This is a genomic window from Dickeya sp. NCPPB 3274 (genome assembly GCF_000406205.1).
Lineage (GTDB): Bacteria > Pseudomonadota > Gammaproteobacteria > Enterobacterales > Enterobacteriaceae > Dickeya > Dickeya fangzhongdai.
The window spans coordinates 3,625,140-3,643,283 of sequence record NZ_CM001979.1; the positions used below are offsets into that span (position 1 = coordinate 3,625,140).

General features: G+C 57.2%; 15 protein-coding genes and 1 riboswitch. Of the genes, 6 read left to right on the forward strand and 9 right to left on the reverse strand.

The features are described 5' to 3' along the window. Positions 1-6 precede the first annotated feature (6 nt). The 5 genes from mdtD (at position 7) to yegQ (ending at position 6,165) form a co-directional block, all read left to right on the forward strand. Positions 7-1,410: a multidrug transporter subunit MdtD gene (gene mdtD, locus DXX3274_RS16140; RefSeq protein ID WP_042860643.1), complete on the forward strand. Its 1,404-nt coding sequence runs from the start codon at positions 7-9 to the stop codon at positions 1,408-1,410. Between the two features lie 8 nt (positions 1,411-1,418). Beyond that, positions 1,419-2,777 carry a two-component system sensor histidine kinase BaeS gene (gene baeS / locus DXX3274_RS16145; protein ID WP_042860645.1) on the forward strand — a complete coding sequence of 453 codons (1,359 nt, stop codon included), beginning with the start codon at positions 1,419-1,421 and terminating at the stop codon, positions 2,775-2,777. An 18-nt stretch (positions 2,778-2,795) separates the two neighbouring features. Then, the gene (gene baeR / locus DXX3274_RS16150) at positions 2,796-3,527 is read left to right on the forward strand and encodes a two-component system response regulator BaeR (RefSeq protein WP_042860646.1); all 732 of its coding nucleotides are present in this window, start codon (positions 2,796-2,798) and stop codon (positions 3,525-3,527) included. Positions 3,528-3,656: 129 nt separating this feature from the next. After that, positions 3,657-4,619 (forward strand): glutathione S-transferase family protein, encoded by a 963-nt coding sequence (locus DXX3274_RS16155; protein ID WP_042860647.1) that lies wholly within the window; start codon positions 3,657-3,659, stop codon positions 4,617-4,619. 169 nt (positions 4,620-4,788) lie between these two features. Further along, complete coding sequence (gene yegQ / locus DXX3274_RS16160) at positions 4,789-6,165, forward strand: tRNA 5-hydroxyuridine modification protein YegQ (protein ID WP_042860649.1); 1,377 nt, start codon at positions 4,789-4,791, stop codon at positions 6,163-6,165. A gap of 185 nt (positions 6,166-6,350) precedes the next feature. Here yegQ and psiE read toward each other — a convergent pair whose 3' ends face one another. The 8 genes from psiE to DXX3274_RS16200 form a co-directional block, all read right to left on the reverse strand. After that, entirely contained in the window at positions 6,351-6,758 is a 408-nt protein-coding gene (psiE, locus tag DXX3274_RS16165) for a phosphate-starvation-inducible protein PsiE (protein ID WP_042860650.1), read from the reverse strand. Between the two features lie 200 nt (positions 6,759-6,958). Continuing rightward, entirely contained in the window at positions 6,959-7,762 is an 804-nt protein-coding gene (gene thiD / locus DXX3274_RS16170; protein ID WP_042860651.1) for a bifunctional hydroxymethylpyrimidine kinase/phosphomethylpyrimidine kinase, read from the reverse strand. After that, complete coding sequence (gene thiM / locus DXX3274_RS16175) at positions 7,759-8,553, reverse strand: hydroxyethylthiazole kinase (RefSeq protein WP_042860652.1); 795 nt, start codon at positions 8,551-8,553, stop codon at positions 7,759-7,761. The genes thiD and thiM overlap by 4 nt, the downstream gene beginning before the upstream one ends. A 34-nt stretch (positions 8,554-8,587) precedes the next feature. Next, positions 8,588-8,692: riboswitch (TPP riboswitch) on the reverse strand. Between the two features lie 91 nt (positions 8,693-8,783). Then, entirely contained in the window at positions 8,784-9,986 is a 1,203-nt protein-coding gene (locus DXX3274_RS16180) for a MalY/PatB family protein (protein WP_042860653.1), read from the reverse strand. A 72-nt stretch (positions 9,987-10,058) separates the two neighbouring features. Further along, positions 10,059-11,375 carry a multidrug effflux MFS transporter gene (locus DXX3274_RS16185; protein WP_042860655.1) on the reverse strand — a complete coding sequence of 439 codons (1,317 nt, stop codon included), beginning with the start codon at positions 11,373-11,375 and terminating at the stop codon, positions 10,059-10,061. Then, positions 11,375-12,769, reverse strand: coding sequence for a Gfo/Idh/MocA family oxidoreductase (locus DXX3274_RS16190; RefSeq protein ID WP_238556053.1), 1,395 nt, complete (start codon positions 12,767-12,769; stop codon positions 11,375-11,377). Before DXX3274_RS16190 ends, DXX3274_RS16185 begins: the two co-directional genes overlap by 1 nt. A gap of 147 nt (positions 12,770-12,916) precedes the next feature. After that, complete coding sequence (locus tag DXX3274_RS16195) at positions 12,917-14,623, reverse strand: carbamoyltransferase C-terminal domain-containing protein (RefSeq protein WP_193747041.1); 1,707 nt, start codon at positions 14,621-14,623, stop codon at positions 12,917-12,919. Positions 14,624-14,637: 14 nt separating this feature from the next. Continuing rightward, on the reverse strand, positions 14,638-15,459 hold the full coding sequence (locus DXX3274_RS16200; protein WP_042860657.1) for a bifunctional 2-polyprenyl-6-hydroxyphenol methylase/3-demethylubiquinol 3-O-methyltransferase UbiG: 822 nt from the start codon (positions 15,457-15,459) through the stop codon (positions 14,638-14,640). A 571-nt stretch (positions 15,460-16,030) separates the two neighbouring features. Here DXX3274_RS16200 and DXX3274_RS16205 point away from each other — a divergent pair. Next, on the forward strand, positions 16,031-17,227 hold the full coding sequence (locus tag DXX3274_RS16205) for an MFS transporter (RefSeq protein ID WP_050569895.1): 1,197 nt from the start codon (positions 16,031-16,033) through the stop codon (positions 17,225-17,227). Between the two features lie 9 nt (positions 17,228-17,236). Here the strand turns inward: DXX3274_RS16205 and DXX3274_RS16210 are convergent, their stop codons facing one another. Continuing rightward, positions 17,237-18,133 carry a LysR family transcriptional regulator gene (locus DXX3274_RS16210; protein ID WP_042860658.1) on the reverse strand — a complete coding sequence of 299 codons (897 nt, stop codon included), beginning with the start codon at positions 18,131-18,133 and terminating at the stop codon, positions 17,237-17,239. Positions 18,134-18,144 lie beyond the last annotated feature (11 nt).

An 18,144-nucleotide genomic window follows, 5' to 3' on the forward strand; every position in this document is an offset into this window, starting at 1 on the left:
CCAAGCATGATCAATCAGCCCGCCTCCGTTCGCTGGCAGTTGTGGATTGTGGCCTTCGGCTTTTTTATGCAAGCGCTGGACACCACTATCGTCAACACCGCCCTGCCCTCCATGGCTGTCAGCCTCAATGAAAGCCCGCTGCGTATGCATGCCGTGATCGTGGCCTATGTGCTGACGGTGGCGATGATGCTGCCCGCCAGCGGCTGGCTGGCGGATCGGCTAGGCGTGCGGAACGTCTTCTTTTCCGCCATCGTGCTGTTCAGCCTCGGCTCGCTGCTGTGCGCTCGCTCCACCACCCTGAACGAACTGCTGTTTTCCCGCGTGCTTCAGGGGGTCGGCGGCGCGATGATGGTGCCGATCGGCCGGCTGACGGTGATGAAGCTGGTGCCGCGCGCTCAGTACATGGCGGCGATGACCTTCGTCACGCTGCCGGGGCAGATCGGCCCGCTGATGGGACCGACGCTCGGCGGCTTTCTGGTGCAGTACGCCAGTTGGCACTGGATTTTCCTGATCAATATTCCGGTGGGTCTGGTCGGCGCCCTCGCCACCTGGTGGCTGATGCCCAATTTCACCATGCCGCCGCGCCGTTTCGACCTGCGCGGCTTTGTCTGTCTGGTCATCGCCATGGGCGCCCTGACGCTGGCGCTGGACGGCCAGAAAAGCCTCGGTTTGTCGGCGCCGGCGCTGAGCGCGCTGGTGCTGACCGGCCTGCTGGCGCTGCTGGGGTATTGGCTGCACGCCAGAAACAACGAGCAGTCGCTGTTCAACCTGCGTCTGTTCGACACCCGCAGCTTTACCATCGGGCTGTTCGGCGGCTGGCTGGCGCGCATCGGCAGCGGCATGCTGCCGTTCATGACCCCGGTGTTTCTGCAAATCGGGCTGGGGTACACGCCGTTTCACGCCGGCATGATGATGATTCCGCTGGTGCTGGGTAACATGGGGATGAAACGGCTGGTGGTGATTATCGTCAACCGGCTCGGCTACCGCGCGGTACTGATCGCCTCCACCCTGACGCTGGCGCTGGCCACCCTGCTGTTTGCGCTGGTGGCGCTAATGAGCTGGCACTGGATGATGCCGGTGGTGCTGCTGTTGGTGGGCATGGTGAACGGCATTCGCTTTTCCACCATGAATACCCTGACGCTCAAGGACCTGCCGGACGATCTGGCCAGCGGCGGCAACAGCCTGCTGTCGATGTCGATGCAGTTATCCACCAGTATGGGGGTGACCATCGCCGGCCTGCTGCTGGGGATTTTCGCCAACCAGCATCTGGTGAGCGGCGCGCCGGAAACCCACACCGTTTTCCTTTACACCTATCTCTGCATGGTGGTGGTGATGGCGTTCCCGGCACTGATTTTCAACCGGGTGCCGCCCGATACCGTTCAACAGGCGACGCTGACGCGTTCCTCATGAGGTGAATGATGAGATTCGGTATTACCGCCCGACTATTTCTGGCGATTTTCTCCACCTGCATGCTGGTGCTGGTCATCATGCACTTTGGCGTCCGGCTCAGTTTCGAGAAAGGATTTATCGACTATATCCGCCACGGCAACGAGCAGCGGGTGGTGCAAATTCGCGGTTGGCTGGAAGAGCAATACCAGCAGTACGGCAACTGGGATTTTCTGCACAATAACGAGCGCGGCATTTTCCCCATGCTGCGGTCGATGGAACAGAACAACGACGAAGCGATGCAGGGCTGGCGCACCCGGTTTTGGATCATGGACGAGAACCGCCGCCGCCTGATCGGCCCGCCGATCCCGATGCCCGCCGGCAGCAGTTGGCAGCCGCTGACCGTGAAAAAACAGACCGTCGGCTGGCTGGTGGCCGCGCCGGTGGAAGGGTTGACCCGCAGTGCCGATATTAATTTCGATCGCCAGCAACAGTTCACCAGTTGGCTGATTGTCGCCTTTACCACCCTGCTGGCCGCGGTGGTGACCTGGATGATGTCGCGCGGCCTGCTGGCGCCGGTCAAACGGCTGGTCAACGGTATCCACCAACTGGCGGGCGGCGACTTCAGTACCCGGGTAACGGCTGGCGGACGCGACGAACTGGACCGGCTGGCGCAGGATTTTAACCAATTGGCTTCGGCGCTGGAGAAAAACGAGCAGTCGCGCCGCGCGTTTATGGCGGATATCTCGCACGAACTGCGTACCCCGCTGGCGGTGTTGCGCGGCGAACTGGAAGCGTTGCAGGACGGGGTGCGCCGGCCGGACGCCGCGGCGTTCGGCTCGCTACAGTCGGAGGTCGCGTTGCTGACCAAACTGGTGGACGACCTGCATCAGTTATCGCTGTCCGATCTGGGCGCGCTGGCTTATCGCAAAGCCGCCGTCAACGCCAGCGCCCTGTTGCAGGTGTCGGTGGCGGCGTTCAGGGAGCGTTTTCAGCAAAAAGGCATCCGGCTGACCACCCGCCTTCACCCCGAGGCCGTGGTGTTTGGCGACCCGGACCGTCTGAATCAACTGTTCAACAACCTGATGGAAAACAGCCTGCGTTATACTGACAACGAGGGCCAACTGGAAGTGGAAACCGAACTGCGCCAGCAACGGCTGATTATCCACTGGCGTGACAGCGCCCCCGGCATCAGCGATGAACAGTTGGCGCTGATCTTCGAGCGCTTCTACCGCGCGGAAAGCTCGCGTAACCGCGCCAGCGGCGGCTCGGGTCTGGGATTGTCCATTTGCGCCAATATCGTTGAGGCGCACGATGGACGCCTGTATGCTGATCATTCCGCGCTCGGCGGCGTGCAAATCACCGTCGAGCTTCCGTTGCACCTATCCTGATACAGGCAGGTAACCGACATGACAGCATCGTCTCCTGCAACGGCTGGTGATGAAAACCTGCCGGTGCTGATCGTTGAAGATGAGCCCAAACTGGCCCAGTTGCTGGTGGATTACCTGCAGTCGGCGGGTTACCGTACCCACTGGCTGACGCAGGGCGAAGAGGTTGAACCCTGGGTGCGGGAACATCACTGCCAGCTCATCCTGCTGGATTTGATGCTGCCGGGCCGCGACGGCCTGACGCTCTGCCGCGCCATCCGCGGTTTTTCCAACGTGCCGATCATCATGGTGACCGCCCGCACCGACGAAATCGACCGGCTGCTGGGGCTGGAAATCGGCGCCGACGATTACATCTGCAAGCCCTACAGCCCGCGCGAAGTGGTCGCCCGGGTAAAAACCCTGCTGCGCCGCTGCCGCTGGCAGCATGAGCCGCTGCCGGGCGATGCGCTGCCTGCGCTGCTGATCGACCAAAACCGTTATCAGGCCAGCTACCTCGGCCGCCATCTGGAGTTGACGCCCGCCGAATTTCGGCTGCTGAAAACCCTCTCCGCCGAGCCGGGACGGGTCTTTTCACGCGAACAATTGCTCGACCATCTGTATGACGACTACCGGGTAGTGACCGACCGCACCATCGACAGCCACATCAAGAATCTGCGCCGCAAGCTGGAAATGTTTGATCAGGAAACGTCGTTCATCCGCACGGTATACGGTATCGGTTACCGCTGGGAAGCGGCCGCCAGCCAGGAAATGTAGGCGGATTTGCCGTTACATTCGGCAAGCCGTCAAAGAAACTGTCCGACTCGGTTAAAAATTTGCAATTTTCTCTCTGGCGTTTGGCTGCTAGCATAATCATTGAACATAATAATCATGATGAGGGTAAGCATGTCGGGATTAGTGAATGGCAAGTGGGTCGATGGCGAGGTAGCGGCCGAAGAAATCAAAGGCGGCGCATTTCACCGTCAGGAAACGATGTTTCGTGCAACGTCGCTGGTGCCGGAAGCCGGACGGTATCAACTGTTCGTCTCGTACCTTTGCCCGTGGGCATCCCGCACGCTGATCTACCGTAACCTGAAAGCCCTGCAGGACGTGATTCAGCTGTCGGTGGCGGAACCCTGCATCGGCGAACAGGGTTGGGAATTCAGTACCCCGCAGGATGCCGGCGACAAAGTGGCGCCAGTGCGTTATCTGCACCAGCTCTACACCGCCAGCGATGCGCACTACACCGGTAAAGTCTCGGTACCGGTGCTGTGGGACCGCAAAGAAGGCCGTATCGTGAATAATGAATCGTCGGAAATCATTCGCCTGCTCAACCACGCCTTCAATGATCTGACCGGCAATCGGCTGGACTTTTACCCGGCGGCGCTGCAACCGGAAATCGACCGCTGGAACAGCCTGATTTACGACAACATCAACAACGGCGTGTACAAAACCGGCTTCGCCAAAACCCAGGCGCATTACGACCAGGCGGTAACCAATCTGTTTGCCTCGCTGGATACGGTGGAAGCGCATCTGGCTGACCACCGCTATCTGGCGGGCGATACGCTGACCGAAGCCGACTGGCGGCTGTTCGTGACGCTGGTGCGTTTCGACGCCGCTTACCACGGCGCGTTCAAATGCAACATCCGCCGTCTGGAGGATTACCCGCACCTCTCGGGTTATCTGCGCGAGCTGTATCAGTGGCCGGGAGTCAAAGAAACGGTCAAGCTGGATCACATCAAAGCCGGTTACTACAGCATCCGTTGGCTCAACCCCACCGCTATCATCGCGAAAGGGCCGCAGGTGGACTTCGAACGCCCGCACCAGCGCGAACTGGCGGGCCCATCCGCCGGTATCCGTACCGCCTGACGCCGTAAACGGCCGGGCTGTTGTCCGGCCGTCGACAGCCCGGCGCGCCAATAGGCTTACTTTTTGTAAGCTGACTACTGATTTTTCCCGCCGTTGGCGTTAGAATCTGCCGCCTTTACTGTTCCCGCCCGGGAACAGCCTGACCTGTGATCAGACTTGAGAAAACACCATGTTCAAACCGGAATTACTCTCTCCGGCCGGTACGCTGAAAAATATGCGTTACGCCTTTGCCTATGGCGCTGATGCGATTTATGCCGGCCAGCCCCGCTACAGCCTGCGCGTGCGCAACAACGAATTCAACCACCAGACGCTGGCGCAAGCCATCAGCGAAGCCCACGCGCTGGGCAAAAAATTCTACGTGGTGGTTAACATCGCACCCCATAACGCCAAGCTGAAAACCTTCCTGCGCGACCTGCAACCGGTGGTCGAGATGAAGCCGGATGCGCTGATCATGTCCGACCCGGGTTTGATCATGCTGGTGCGGGAAAACTTCCCGCAGATGCCGATCCACCTGTCGGTACAGGCCAACGCGGTAAACTGGGCGACGGTGAAATTCTGGCAGCAGATGGGGTTGAGCCGGGTGATTCTGTCACGCGAACTGTCGCTGGAGGAAATCGAGGAAATCCACACCCAGGTGCCGGAAATGGAACTGGAAATCTTCGTCCACGGCGCGCTGTGCATGGCCTATTCCGGCCGCTGCCTGCTGTCCGGTTATATCAATAAGCGCGACCCGAATCAGGGCACTTGCACCAACGCCTGCCGCTGGGAATACAACGTGCAGGAAGGCAAAGAAGACACGGTGGGCAACATCGTGCACATCCACGAGCCGATTGCCGTCACGCAGCTCGACGCCGCGCAGGTGGAACCGACGCTGGGCATCGGCGCGCCTACCGACAAGGTCTTCATGCTGGAAGAGAAGCAGCGTCCGGGTGAATACATGAGCGCGTTTGAAGACGAACACGGCACCTACATCATGAACTCGCGCGACCTGCGCGCCATTCAGCACGTGGAACGCCTGACCAAGATGCAGGTCGCGTCACTGAAAATCGAAGGCCGCACCAAATCGTTCTACTATTGCGCCCGCACCGCGCAGGTGTATCGTCGCGCCATTGACGATGCCGCAGCGGGCAAGCCGTTCGACCCGACGCTGCTGCAAACGCTGGAAGGGCTGGCGCACCGCGGTTACACCGAAGGCTTCCTGCGCCGTCACGTCCACGAGGATTACCAGAATTACGACTACGGTTACTCGGTGTCGGACCAGCAGCAGTTTGTCGGGGAGTTTACCGGCGAGCGGCGCGACGGGCTGGCGGAAGTGGCGGTCAAGAACAAGTTCTCCCGCGGCGACAGCGTAGAAATGATGACGCCGGGCGGCAACGTCCAGTTCACTATCGAGACCCTGTTCAACACGAAAGGCCAGGCGATCGATGTCGCGCCGGGCGACGGCCATACGGTGTATCTGCCGGTGCCGGACGACATCGCGCTGGAATACGCGTTGCTGCTGCGTAATCTGCCGGGTACCAACACCCGCAACCCGCACGCGAAATAACAAAAAAGTGACAGTATGGTGCCAATTGTGACATTTTTTAGAATCAGATCACATCAATGGCCTGGCTAACTGGTTACTATTGCAGCGCTGAGAAAATACAAAACGAAAAATAAGCGTAGTTATGCTACTAGGAACCACCTCCTTGGCCAGCTCAATCTCCCTTGAGCTGGCTTTTTCTTTTCTGGTTATTCCCGCTTCAGGCGCGGGCTGTTGACCAGATAGAGCGTGATCACCAGTATCAGAATCGCCCCGGCGTAGGTGAAGGTATCCGCCGGGTTTTTATGGTCGACGATGATCAGCCGCACGATGGCGGTAATGCCGATGTAGATAAAATAGCGCAGCGGGAAGTGATAGCCGGACAGGAAATACTTCACGATCAGCGCCAGAAACTCGAAGTAGAGAAAATAAATCACCAGGCTTTCGATCAGCATGTAAGACGATTCTTTCTCATTGCTGACCAACAGTACCGTAGCCAGATGCCAGGTTTCCTTGCCCAGAAAGATAACCAGAATCACCGCCAGCACCAACAGGCCGCAATTGAGTATGGTCTGCAGCCCTTTGGCAATCATGACCGCACGCGCTGAACCCGCCATGAGTATCTCCTCAACAATCTCACTCAGAGAAAAACGACCATTCAGAAAAAACATCACCCCAAAATCCGGTGATCGGTAGCCCCAGCCGCAGGCAATAATCTGACGTAGATCACAAAACTACCGGGTCATGGATGGGCTGTCTATGCAATATTTTTTACTATTTATCTGATTTTCTTATAGCTTGTATCGATAGATGACATTTACCACCAGCGATGAAAATGGTGTACCGGGCCGATGCCGTGGCCGACCTCCAGCGAATCCGCCTGTTCCAGCGCGCCTTGCAGATACGCCCGCGCGGCGGACAGGGTATCCGGCCAGTTGTCATAACGCGGGCGCAACGCCGCCAGCGCCGCCGACAGTGTGCAGCCGGTACCGTGCGTATGCCGGGTGTTGACGCGCGGCGCGCTCAGCCGCACCGGTTCCGCATCCGGCATGAACAGCCAGTCCGGGCTTTCGCTATCGCTCAGGTGACCGCCTTTCATCAGCACCGCCTGGCAGCCCATCGCCAGCAGCGCGTCCCCCTGCCGACGCATGCCCCGTTCATCGTCGGCGGGCGCGCATTGCAACAGCGCCGCCGCTTCCGGCAGATTGGGGGTAATCAGCGACACCCGCGGCAGCAGCAGCTGTCGCACCGCCGCCACCGCTTCCGGCGCCAGCAGCGGATCGCCGCTTTTCGCCAGCATCACCGTGTCCAGCACTACATACGGCACCGGGTAACGCTGCAGCCGGTCCGCCACCGCTTCCACGATATCCGTCTGCGCCAGCATGCCGATTTTGGCGCTATCGATACGGATATCGCTCAGTACCGAATCCAGCTGGGCGGCGACAAACGCCGGTTCAATGCGATAGACCGACTGCACGCCGCGCGTATTCTGCGCCACCAACGCGGTAATCACGCTGGTGCCGTAAGCGCCCAGCGCCGAGAACGTTTTCAGGTCGGCCTGGATACCGGCGCCGCCGCTCGGGTCGGTGCCGGCGATAGTCAGCGCGTTAAGACGTTTCATGCCAGCGCCTCCCGGTTCAGGGTATAGAGCGCATCCAGAAACGCGGGGATGAAACTCCCCGGCCCGCGCGCCTGCGCCGCGGCCTGCTGCCCGCAACGCGACATTACCGCACAGGCGGCGGCGACATGATTGAGTCGGTCACCCTCCAGCGCGCAGAAACCGGCCACCACCGCCGACAGCGCGCACCCGGTGCCGACCACCCGCGTCATCAGCGGATCGCCGCCGGGTACGGCCAGCACCCGGTCGCCGTCGGTCACGTAATCCACCTCGCCGGTTACCGCCACGCAGGTGGCCCAGCGGCGCGCCAGCGTAACGGCTGAAGGCAGCGCCGCCAGCACATCGTTGCCGCTGTCCACCCCGCGCCCGGCCGAGCGTTCGCCGGCCAGCGCCATGACTTCGGAGGCGTTGCCGCGGATCGCCGCCGGCTTCATCGCCAGCAGTTCAACAGCAAACTCGGTGCGAAAGCGCAGGCCGCCCACCGCTACCGGGTCCAGCACCCACGGCGTACCGGCCTCGATGGCGCTGGCGACCGCCGCGCGCATCGCCTGCGCGCGATCGGCTTCAAGCGTGCCCAGATTAATCAGTAAACCATCGGCCAGCGCACTAAACTGCGCCGCTTCGCCCACGTCCACCACCATCGCAGGCGAGGCGCCCAGCGCCAGCAGCACATTAGCGGTAAACCCCTGCACCACCTCATTGGTGAGGCAGTGCACCAGCGGCGCGCGCAAACGGAAAGCATCAAGGGAATCCGCGACGGACGCGGCAGGGAAAAGTACAGGTCGAGCGTTCATAAACCTCCCAACCGGCGTGAAAGAAGGCGGTACCGGCGGGATACCGTGACTTCCCTACGCTGGCATAATCCAGATCAGGTAATACGGGTATATCTCAGCCGTTTTCAATGACAGGAAAGCGGCACCCCGAGTCAACGAACGCCATTATTGGAAGCATTGGCTAAAAAGGTCAATGGCGGAAAAAACGACGCCGACGGCGATAGGTCACCCCCTCACCATGCCGTGCCTCGCTATACCGGCCCTCCTGTTTCCCCCCTCGCCGTAAACATATCGGCTAATTTCGCCAGCGCGGAATCCAGCAGGGCGCGTCGGCAGGCAAAATTAATCCGGGCAAACCCGGCGTACGCCGCGCCGAATTTCGCGCCATCATCCAGCCACAGCCCGGCCCGGTTAAGCAAAGTCGCCTGTAAATCGGCCGGCGCAATACCGCTTTCCCGAAAATCCAGCCAGCCAAGATAGAGCGCATCGGCGTCGACCAGCCGGACCGGTGAGCCCGGGCCAAGGCTTGCCCGCAACAACGCCCGGTTATCGCGCAAATAGTCCAGCAACGCGGACAACCACGGTCCGCCATGACGGTAAGCCGCTTCGCAGGCCGCCAGCCCCAGCATATTGGGGATATATAATGAACAACGCGCATAGGTTCGTTTCAGCGCGTCGCGTATCGTCTTATTGGGAATGAACAGATTGGAAGTATGTAATCCCGCCAGATTGAAGGTTTTACTCGGCGATGTGCAGGTGATGCTGTGGTCGGCGAATTCGTCGTTAATGCCGGCAAACGGCTGATGCCGTTTCGCCGGATTAATGATCAAATCCTGATGAATTTCATCGGAAACGACCATCACGCCATGACGCCGGCAGATGTTGCCCATCGCCAGCAGCTCGTCCCGGCTCCAGACATGTCCGGTCGGGTTGTGCGGGTTACATAAAAAAAACAGCCGCGTCGTCGGCGTGATCGCCTGTTCAAAGGCATCAAGATCCAGCGTATACCCTGATGCCGTTTCGGTGAGCGGCGCCGTCACCACCTGACGGTCGTTCATCGTTACGCTGTGATAAAACGGCCCGTAAACCGGCGGCTGGATCAGCCACCCCCTCCCCGGCTGGGTAAACGTCTGCACAATCATGCTCAGGCTGTTCACCACCCCCGGACTTTGCACAATCCAGTCTTCATGAATTCGCCAGCCATGATGATGCAACTGCCATTGGATAATGGCGTCAAACAGGGTTTCGCTGGCTCGCGTATAGCCAAAAACGCCCTGGCTGACAGCGTCGTGCAGCGCCTGTTGCACTTCATCCGGGCACCTAAAATCCATATCCGCAATCCACAAAGGCAGCGGCGGCCGTGAGGCGGGGTGCGGCAGATACGGAGAAGGGTATTCCCATTTCAATAAATGAGAATGTGAAAAATCGATAACCTCATCGAAACGGCAAGCCATACCTCACTCCAATCCCATATATCATCCCGATGCCATATATCACCCCCATGCCGGACATGACGCCGGCGGGGCTCAATTCGAATTCGGGGAAGACTTTTCGAGAACCGTCGGCTCCGACTGATGCCGTCTGACACGCGTCATCCGGTAAGCTTGCAGTTGCAGCAGCAGCGCCGCGGCCAACAGAAAATAGGCGGCAATCATCGGCGACCAATCATCGCGCCAGTTGTTCATGACGGCCCAGGCAACCAGCGAAGAGAACGACATCTGTATCGCCGCCATCAACGCGGAGGCCTGTCCGGCCAGCGACTTGAACGGAGACAGCGCCACCGCCGCCCCGGTCGCAATCAGTACGGCGAACCCCAGGCTACCCAGCGTGGCTGAAAGAAGATAAGGCCAGACCGACACGGTCAGCACATGAACCGTCAGAATAAAGCCGCTCATGGCCAGTAAAATCAGCACGGCACCGCCATACAGAATCACGGTCTCTTTCACTCGCCCCAGCAACCGGGCGGTCAGCAGGCTTCCGCCGGTGATAGCCAGAGCGTTAACGGCAAAATAGTATCCAAATTGATCCACCGGGATATGCAACGTCTCGATCAGTACGATGGGTGAACTGGAAAAGAAAATCAGTTGCGTGGCGAAACCGAAGCTGGCGGCAAAACATCCCAACCGAAACTCGGGGTGCCGAAAAACAGTCAGATAGCCGGAGAAAACGCTTAACGACGGTGCCGGGGACGGCGCGCCATCTCGCGCCCTGCCGCACGCAGCCGGCAGCGGTTTCCACAACACCAGTACACCGCACAGCAGCGCGAAGACGCCCAGCGCATAAAAGCTGGAACGCCAGCCATAGTGTACGATCAGCAATCCGCCTATCACCGGCGCCAGCACCGGAACCAGGCTTATCACGCCGTTAAGCAGGCTGAAGACCTTCCCGATGACCGCGCCCTGAAAGCGCAGCGGCACGCTGGCCGACGCGGCAACCGCCATCGCGCCGGCCCCGCATCCCTGCACCAATCGCAGCGCGATGAACCAGGCGATCGTATCGGTAAAATACACGCCGATTGCACCCAGCGCGTAAACCAGGCTGCCGCACAGCAAAACGCATTGCGCGCCGAGGCGGTCGACCAGCGGCCCGAAGAAAAGCTGGCTGAGGCTCAAACACAGCACGAATCCGCTGATAATCCATTGCGTCATCCCCGGCATACTGCCCAGTTCACGGGACATCAGCGGCACGCCGGGGAGGCAAATATCCAGCCCCAGCGGCGCGGCGATCACCAACGGAAACAGGCCGGCGACTCGCCCCATATTCCCTTTTTGCAACCCCATACTTCCTTTTTGCAACCCCATATTCCCTTTTTCCAACCCCATACGCTCTTTTTTCAACCCCATCACGGTACGAGCGCCGCTGCCCGTCGAACCGCTTCCCGGCTTTTGAAACGACGATTAATCAACGGATTCAGCCGATGGTAGCGATGGCTGATCGACTGGTAAATCGCCGACGTCAGCATCGCGCCCACCTCATGTTTACTGAAATCAGACACCATATCGCCCGCCGCAATCTCGCCCCGCATGCCGGCAATGAACTCATAAAACGCCTTGGCTTTGGATTTTCCTTTCAATCCTTTTCGTCCGCCTTCCATCGCAATAATGTCGTCGATATCGAACACTTCGACATGTTTTCCGCCAAGCATTTTGTCATTGCGGAAAATATAGATTTCCAGATGCTCTTTCGTGCCGACATGATGCCGCTCGCCCGACTCATCGCTGGGCAACTCATCCGATTTATAGGAATGAAAGTGAATCGACTGGAACGGCCCTTGCTGAAAAATATGTGATTCATGAGAAACGCGGCCATTGCCTTTATAGAGATCCCTTCCCGCCGCCGTTACCCAGTTTCGCTGCGAATAGCCGTTATGGCACAGGTTAATGGACGCCGCGGTCAGCGTCCTGTCGCCGCATTTAAAACAGATATTGCTGCTGCAATCCACTTCGCCAAATGTTCCCAGCAACAGCCCCAACTGTTTTTCATCATAATGGTTGGATTCGTCGAAGCGACGTTGCCCAAACAGCGCACGATAATCATCGAGCGCCAGTTGGCTGAGCACATCATCCGGCCGGATCGCCATCGAGAAGACGTCAATATTATCGAACTGTTTGCCTTCGCCAAATCCGGCTTCCAGTACAAAAGGCACAATATCGAAATAGTGATAACCGCTGTGCGAGCATTTTCCATACCCCTGATTGTAAGGATGGTAATGCTGCTCCACCATTTCCGTCGGCATACGCCACTGACCGTCCGAATGAAAGGTCTGCACATTGGTTACCGGGCAATGGGTCTGTGCAAAGCACTCGGCAATATAACGCTTGATCAGATTAAACGACGTCTGATAGCGCCGCTGCGCCATGAGAGAAAACACCTGACAAGAATTATCACGCCGCTGTTTTTGATACAGGGTATTCAGCGCATGATAATCTTCGGCAATCTTTATCGATTTCTCAATTGAGGTGGAAATACCTTCATAAGATGAAATCGGTTTATCCATCAGAACAGACAAACCGGACTCCAGCGCCCAGCGGGCATACGGCGTATGGGCCAGCGGCTCGGTGGCGATGATCACGCCATTAATCGCGTATTTTCTCACCACGTCATCCAGACGTTTTCTGACATCGGCGCCTAATTCAGTCTGGCTGTTATCACTGTCATTAAAATAAAGGATTTCCGGCTGTAGCCGTTTGCCCGCAAGATACGCCTCTATCCCCCGCTTTGCTGAAATAAAATCCACCGCGGCGCATAAGTTTAATGCGGGATCATCACCGGATGCCTCCAGCAGCGGATAATATATTCTTTTGGCGTGAGGCCCGAACCCGATTAGCAGCAAATTGACAACGCTATTATTCGTCAACATAAGATAGTCGCTCAAATCCTTGCATTAATGGTTCTGTTTCTTTTCCAGCAGATAATTGCCGATAAACAAGGCATCCATACCAACGGCATGCCTGAAACAGTCAATAGCATCATCCGGCGATTCAACGATCGGCATTCCGGCCAGATTAAAACTGGTATTGAGCACCACAGGCACGCCGGTCAGGTTCCCCAGCGCCTTAATTAGCTGGTAGAACTTTTTATTGGATTCAGCAGAGACGGTCTGCAATCTGGCCGTGCCGTCGACATGAATACAGGCGGGCATATCGACTTTGGCCTGAGTTTTCACCGGCGCGACTTTCATCATGTAAGGGACCGGCGACAGCATATCGAAATACTTATCGGCGGCTTCTTCCAGCACCACGGGAGCATAAGGGCGAAACCATTCGCGCAATTTTATCTGACTGTTGAGGATTTCCTTCGTCCAGCTATTGGAAGGAGAAGCAAGAATACTGCGGTTGCCCAACGCTCGTGGCCCGTATTCACTGCGATCCTGGAACCAGCCGATAATTTTTCCTTCCGCAATCAGACGAGCGGCCTGATATTCCGGTTCACTAACACGTTGGATGCTGAATTCATCGTCACAGGCACGCAGACTACCGGCAATATCCGCTTCGGAATAAACCGGCCCCAGATAAGGGGAACTCTCAAATTGGGGAACCCGGCGATCTTTCTTCCAGAAATATTCCGCGGCGGCGCCCAGCGCCAGGCCGGCATCTCCCGGAGAAGGCGGTACGTAAACCGCAATGCCCAATTCCTCTTCCAGTTTACGGTTCATCACGGAATTCATGGCTACGCCGCCCGCGACGCACAACGTATCGATGTGGTATTGCTCAATCAGTGCCTTCGCCCGCCGAATAATCGATTTTTGCAGCTGATCTTGCGCCCAGGCCGCCAGATGCATATCAAACGGACGAATAACTTCCCCTTTACGGCGCCGCTCCGGAATATCCAGGCCCTGCTTTTTAAACCATGCCTTCAGGTCCTTGGTGCAATCATCGGCATAGCGTTCATCTTTCAGCGCGGATATTTCTCCGGCCGGCGTTTCAATAAACGGCGAATAGCTTGAAAATACCGCCGGATCGCCGAAAGAGGCCAGCCCCATGGTTTTGCCCGACTCCCGATAACTGTCAAACCCCAGATAACAGGTAATATCGCCATAAAACCGGCCATATCCCTGATCGCAAGGTTGCGCATTATCCTGAGCGAGGAGGGTCAAATCATTATTCTCGTACAAATAATAGCTGACTTGCTCCGCCGCATTATTTTCCAGCACCACCGCATCGGCTCTTTCGCCAATAAGATTCCCCGTATGGTCGGCCACCACGATCAAGGCGCGTTTGACATCCGTCTGGCTGACCGCGCTTAACGCATGAGCCGAATGATGCGACGTCACGGCGTGAATGTTATCAAACCCCGGAAATAACGCGTCGATCTCCTGTTTAAGCTTGCCGTCAAGCCCATGCGCGCCATTCATCGGCTGCCCAAAGCTAACGACGGAGATAGCGGAAATATCACTCAGCGCCAGTTTATTGCGTTGCAGAATTTCCCGGACGGCACAGGTTACCCGGCCATCATACTTTTTCCTTGAAACCCGCTCCTCTGCAATGGCGGTAATCACTTTGTCCCGGGTCGCCAGTACCACATTGCCATCGTAAGTTACTGTTCCATCAGCCAGTACCGGAAGATTTACTGCTAAAATTAGCTCTTGCATAACCATCCTTTTTTCTAATGCTTTTTTGCCCGCAATAAAAACGTCAACGGAATAGCTGAAAGCCCATTATTGAAGCGCCACCAGCCGTCTTCATGCTGCGATAGTTGAGAAAATGCTTTGTAGAAACCTTTATCGAATTCCCGGAAAGCCGTTATACACAAGCTCTCGTTGGTCAGACTGGTGATAATTTCAGAAAGGCTATGAAACCAGACATATTGCTCCTGGTTCTCTATCTGGCGATGGTCATTGGCGTAAGAGTATTTATAATTTGCTTTTACAGGCGCGCCAGACTGAATGGGGGAGAATAAGGCATTGCTATCAAGCGGTGCATTATCCTGATGAGGATTACTGAACATTTTGGCGACCGGATGCTCGTCAATCAGCAGTAATTCACCGCCGGGTTTCAGGTGTGAAGCGATAGCGGTCGCCCACAAATTTAAGTGCTGAAGCCAGACCAAAACGCCGTAAGAGGTAAAAACCAGATCGAATTCGCCCAGGTTCAGCGCGGAAATGTCATAGACACTGGCACAATAAAAATTAGATTTAAGACCAAATTTACGTTTTATTGCATTCGCGGTTTCAATAGCTTCCGCTGAATAATCAATTGCGGTAACCTCCGCTCCCATTATTTCAAGGGCAAAGCTATCCAAGCCAATATGACATTGCAGATGAAGTACTTTTTTATTATGTAAATCGCCTAGTTCAGACAATTCGATATCTTTTAGCTGATATCGCCACGGGTCATAATTGCCAATATCATAATCGGATTGCCCGGAATGAATTCGGGCCAGCTCATCCCAGAACTGAATATTCTTACTATCATAAAAGTTTTTCAACTGATAATTCCTTTTATTGAAATAAAAGAATGAAACATGAAAAACTATAATTCGCCGGGGATGGTAGTTTACGAAATCATAGATGTCAACGAATGTTATTTATGGGAACACGCTATTAATTATAATGCTCACAATTTAAAAAATAGACTATAGACAGTGACAACCTATATTTCCACCAAAGATGATTAACGAATCGGCTTACATTTAATGCGTTGCATTCACAATACATCACTATATTTTTCACTCGGACCATTTATTAGTGATAATGCACAAATTTAAAAATTAGAATATTCCCACCGACTCACTGCACGATATTCACACCAAAACGATAATGATAATTAAATTCATAATATCTCCGTCACATCGTTATCTGTCAGCATAAAGCCAGGAAAACCGGGGAATCCCGACAATTCACGTCATGACTACGTGAATTATTATTACCGGCCTCTCATGCATAAATTACCTGTTGGCGAAAGATGTTCGCTCCCATCGCGCCCTTCCTGCACTTGCGTTTGCCTTTGTTCAACATTGCATTTACTTTTTATTTACCACCCTTCACTGCCGCTACCTGATGGATACCACACCGCACATGAGCGCCGGGCAACGGCTGAAAGCCGCGCTGTTCGGCATGACCATACTGACGCTGGGCATGGGCATTGGCCGCTTTCTGTTTACCGCTTTGCTGCCGGTAATGATCAGCGAAAACCGGTTCACCTTCAGCCAGCTTTCCTATATCGCCAGCGCCAACTACGCGGGCTACCTGTTCGGCAGTCTGCTGTTTTCGTTCAGCCGTCTGGGGCGGACATCTCATCCGGCGTTGATGCTGTTCATCGGCGCGGCGGCCACCGGCGTGTTGATTTTCGCTATGGCGCTCGACCTGCCGGTGATGCTGGCGGTGGTGATTCGCTTTCTGGCCGGCGTCGCCAGCGCGGCGGCGATGATCTTCGGCTCGATGCTGGTTTTGCAACACACGCACGACAGCCGGGTGATCGCCTCGCTGTATGCCGGGGTCGGCGTCGGCATTCTGTTCGGCAACGAATATGTGATTATCGGCCTGAAACAAGGGCTGACCGCCAGCGGGTTATGGTGGGGCGCAGGTCTGTTGTCCGTCGCGCTATTGTTGCTGCTGTGGCTGCTCTATCCCCGTCAGGCGGACAGCGCCGCCCGGCACACCGCGCCGCCGCCAACCGACCCGGCGCTGAGCTGGTGGCAACTGGCGACGCTGTACGGACTGGCGGGGTTTGGCTACATCATCGTGGCGACCTATCTGCCGCTGATGGTGAAAACGCAGGGCGCGTCGCTGCTCGCGGCGCATTTATGGTCGCTGGTCGGGCTGTCGGTCGTTCCCGGCTGCTTTTTCTGGCTGTGGGCGGCCCGCCGCTGGGGCACCTTGCCTTGTCTGTCCGCCAATTTGCTGGTTCAGGGCGGATGCGTACTGCTGACGCTGTTTAGCGACTCTCCGCTGCTGATCATCAGCGGCCTCGGCTTTGGCGCTACCTTCATGGGCACCACGTCGCTGGTGATGCCGCTGGCGCGCAGGCTGCACGCGCCGCATAGCATCAATATGCTCGGACTGGTCACCCTTACCTACGGCGTCGGGCAAATTATCGGCCCGCTGCTGACCAGCGCCTTGCAGGCATCCAGCCATGCCGTATCGATGGCGATCGTTTGCGGCGCCGTAGCGCTGTTCGCAGCGGCGGGCATCAGCCAGCTTAGTCATCTTGCCCGGCAAAAATCGGCGCCGTCGTCCCCTGAGCCTCGTGCCTGAAACGGGTGTTCACGCCACCGCCTGGGCAATCAGCCCCCGCAGCCATTGATGCGCGCGATCGCGGTGCCAGCGCTCATGCCAGTACATCGCCATTTCAAACCCCGGAATCTCGATCGGCGCCGCGGCAACCTGCAGGCCGGGCTGGTCGCGCAGCAGCCGGGACGGCAGCATCGCCACCAGATCGGTGGTCGCCAGCACCGATATCATAAACAGGAAGTGCGGCACCGATAGCACCACCTTACGCGCCAGCCCTATCGCCGCCAGCGCTCCATCCGTTGCGCCGTGAAAGCCGCCGCCGTCCGGCGATACCATCACGTGCTCAAGCCGGCTGAACTGGTCCAGCGTCAGCGGATGGGCCAGATGCGGGTGCCCGGCCCTGCCGGCCAGCACATAGTGTTCCCGGAACAGTATCCGGCGACGCATTCCCGACGGCGCCATGTCGCTGGTGTGCAGCGCCAGATCGATATCGCCCTGTTCCATTAGCCGCAACATGGCGGACGGCGGCGTTTCCAGAATCGCCAGCCGGGTATGCGGCGCCTCGCGGCGTAGCTGGCTCAGCGCCGGCAGCAAAATAGTCGACTCGCCGTAATCGAATGCGGACACCCGCCACGTATTATCGGCGGTTGCCGGGTCGAAAGCCGCGGAAGGCGCAATGGCGTGCTCCAGCGACTCCAGCGCCTGTCGCAGCGGTTCCCGCAGTTCATCGGCCCTGGCGGTCGGCTTCATGCCTCTGGGGCCGGGCAGCAACAGGGGATCGTCGAAAATCTCCCGCAGCCGGGCCAGTTGTACGCTCACCGACGGCTGCGATAGGTTCAGTCGCCGCGCCGCGCGGGTAACGTGATGTTCCGCCAGCAGCGCGTCCAGCGTCAGCAGCAGATTCAGATCCAGTCTTCTGATATTGTTCATGACTATGCCTG

Excerpts from the sequence above, each read along its gene's own strand:
- mdtD (WP_042860643.1), top strand. The coding sequence starts at position 7 with ATGATCAATCAGCCCGCCTCCGTTCGCTGGCAGTTGTGGATTGTGGCC.
- baeS (WP_042860645.1), top strand. The coding sequence starts at position 1,419 with ATGAGATTCGGTATTACCGCCCGACTATTTCTGGCGATTTTCTCCACC.
- baeR (WP_042860646.1), top strand. The coding sequence starts at position 2,796 with ATGACAGCATCGTCTCCTGCAACGGCTGGTGATGAAAACCTGCCGGTG.
- DXX3274_RS16155 (WP_042860647.1), top strand. The coding sequence starts at position 3,657 with ATGTCGGGATTAGTGAATGGCAAGTGGGTCGATGGCGAGGTAGCGGCC.
- yegQ (WP_042860649.1), top strand. The coding sequence starts at position 4,789 with ATGTTCAAACCGGAATTACTCTCTCCGGCCGGTACGCTGAAAAATATG.
- psiE (WP_042860650.1), bottom strand. The coding sequence starts at position 6,758 with ATGGCGGGTTCAGCGCGTGCGGTCATGATTGCCAAAGGGCTGCAGACC.
- thiD (WP_042860651.1), bottom strand. The coding sequence starts at position 7,762 with ATGAAACGTCTTAACGCGCTGACTATCGCCGGCACCGACCCGAGCGGC.
- thiM (WP_042860652.1), bottom strand. The coding sequence starts at position 8,553 with ATGAACGCTCGACCTGTACTTTTCCCTGCCGCGTCCGTCGCGGATTCC.
- DXX3274_RS16180 (WP_042860653.1), bottom strand. The coding sequence starts at position 9,986 with ATGGCTTGCCGTTTCGATGAGGTTATCGATTTTTCACATTCTCATTTA.
- DXX3274_RS16185 (WP_042860655.1), bottom strand. The coding sequence starts at position 11,375 with ATGGGGTTGAAAAAAGAGCGTATGGGGTTGGAAAAAGGGAATATGGGG.
- DXX3274_RS16195 (WP_193747041.1), bottom strand. The coding sequence starts at position 14,623 with ATGCAAGAGCTAATTTTAGCAGTAAATCTTCCGGTACTGGCTGATGGA.
- DXX3274_RS16205 (WP_050569895.1), top strand. The coding sequence starts at position 16,031 with ATGGATACCACACCGCACATGAGCGCCGGGCAACGGCTGAAAGCCGCG.
- DXX3274_RS16210 (WP_042860658.1), bottom strand. The coding sequence starts at position 18,133 with ATGAACAATATCAGAAGACTGGATCTGAATCTGCTGCTGACGCTGGAC.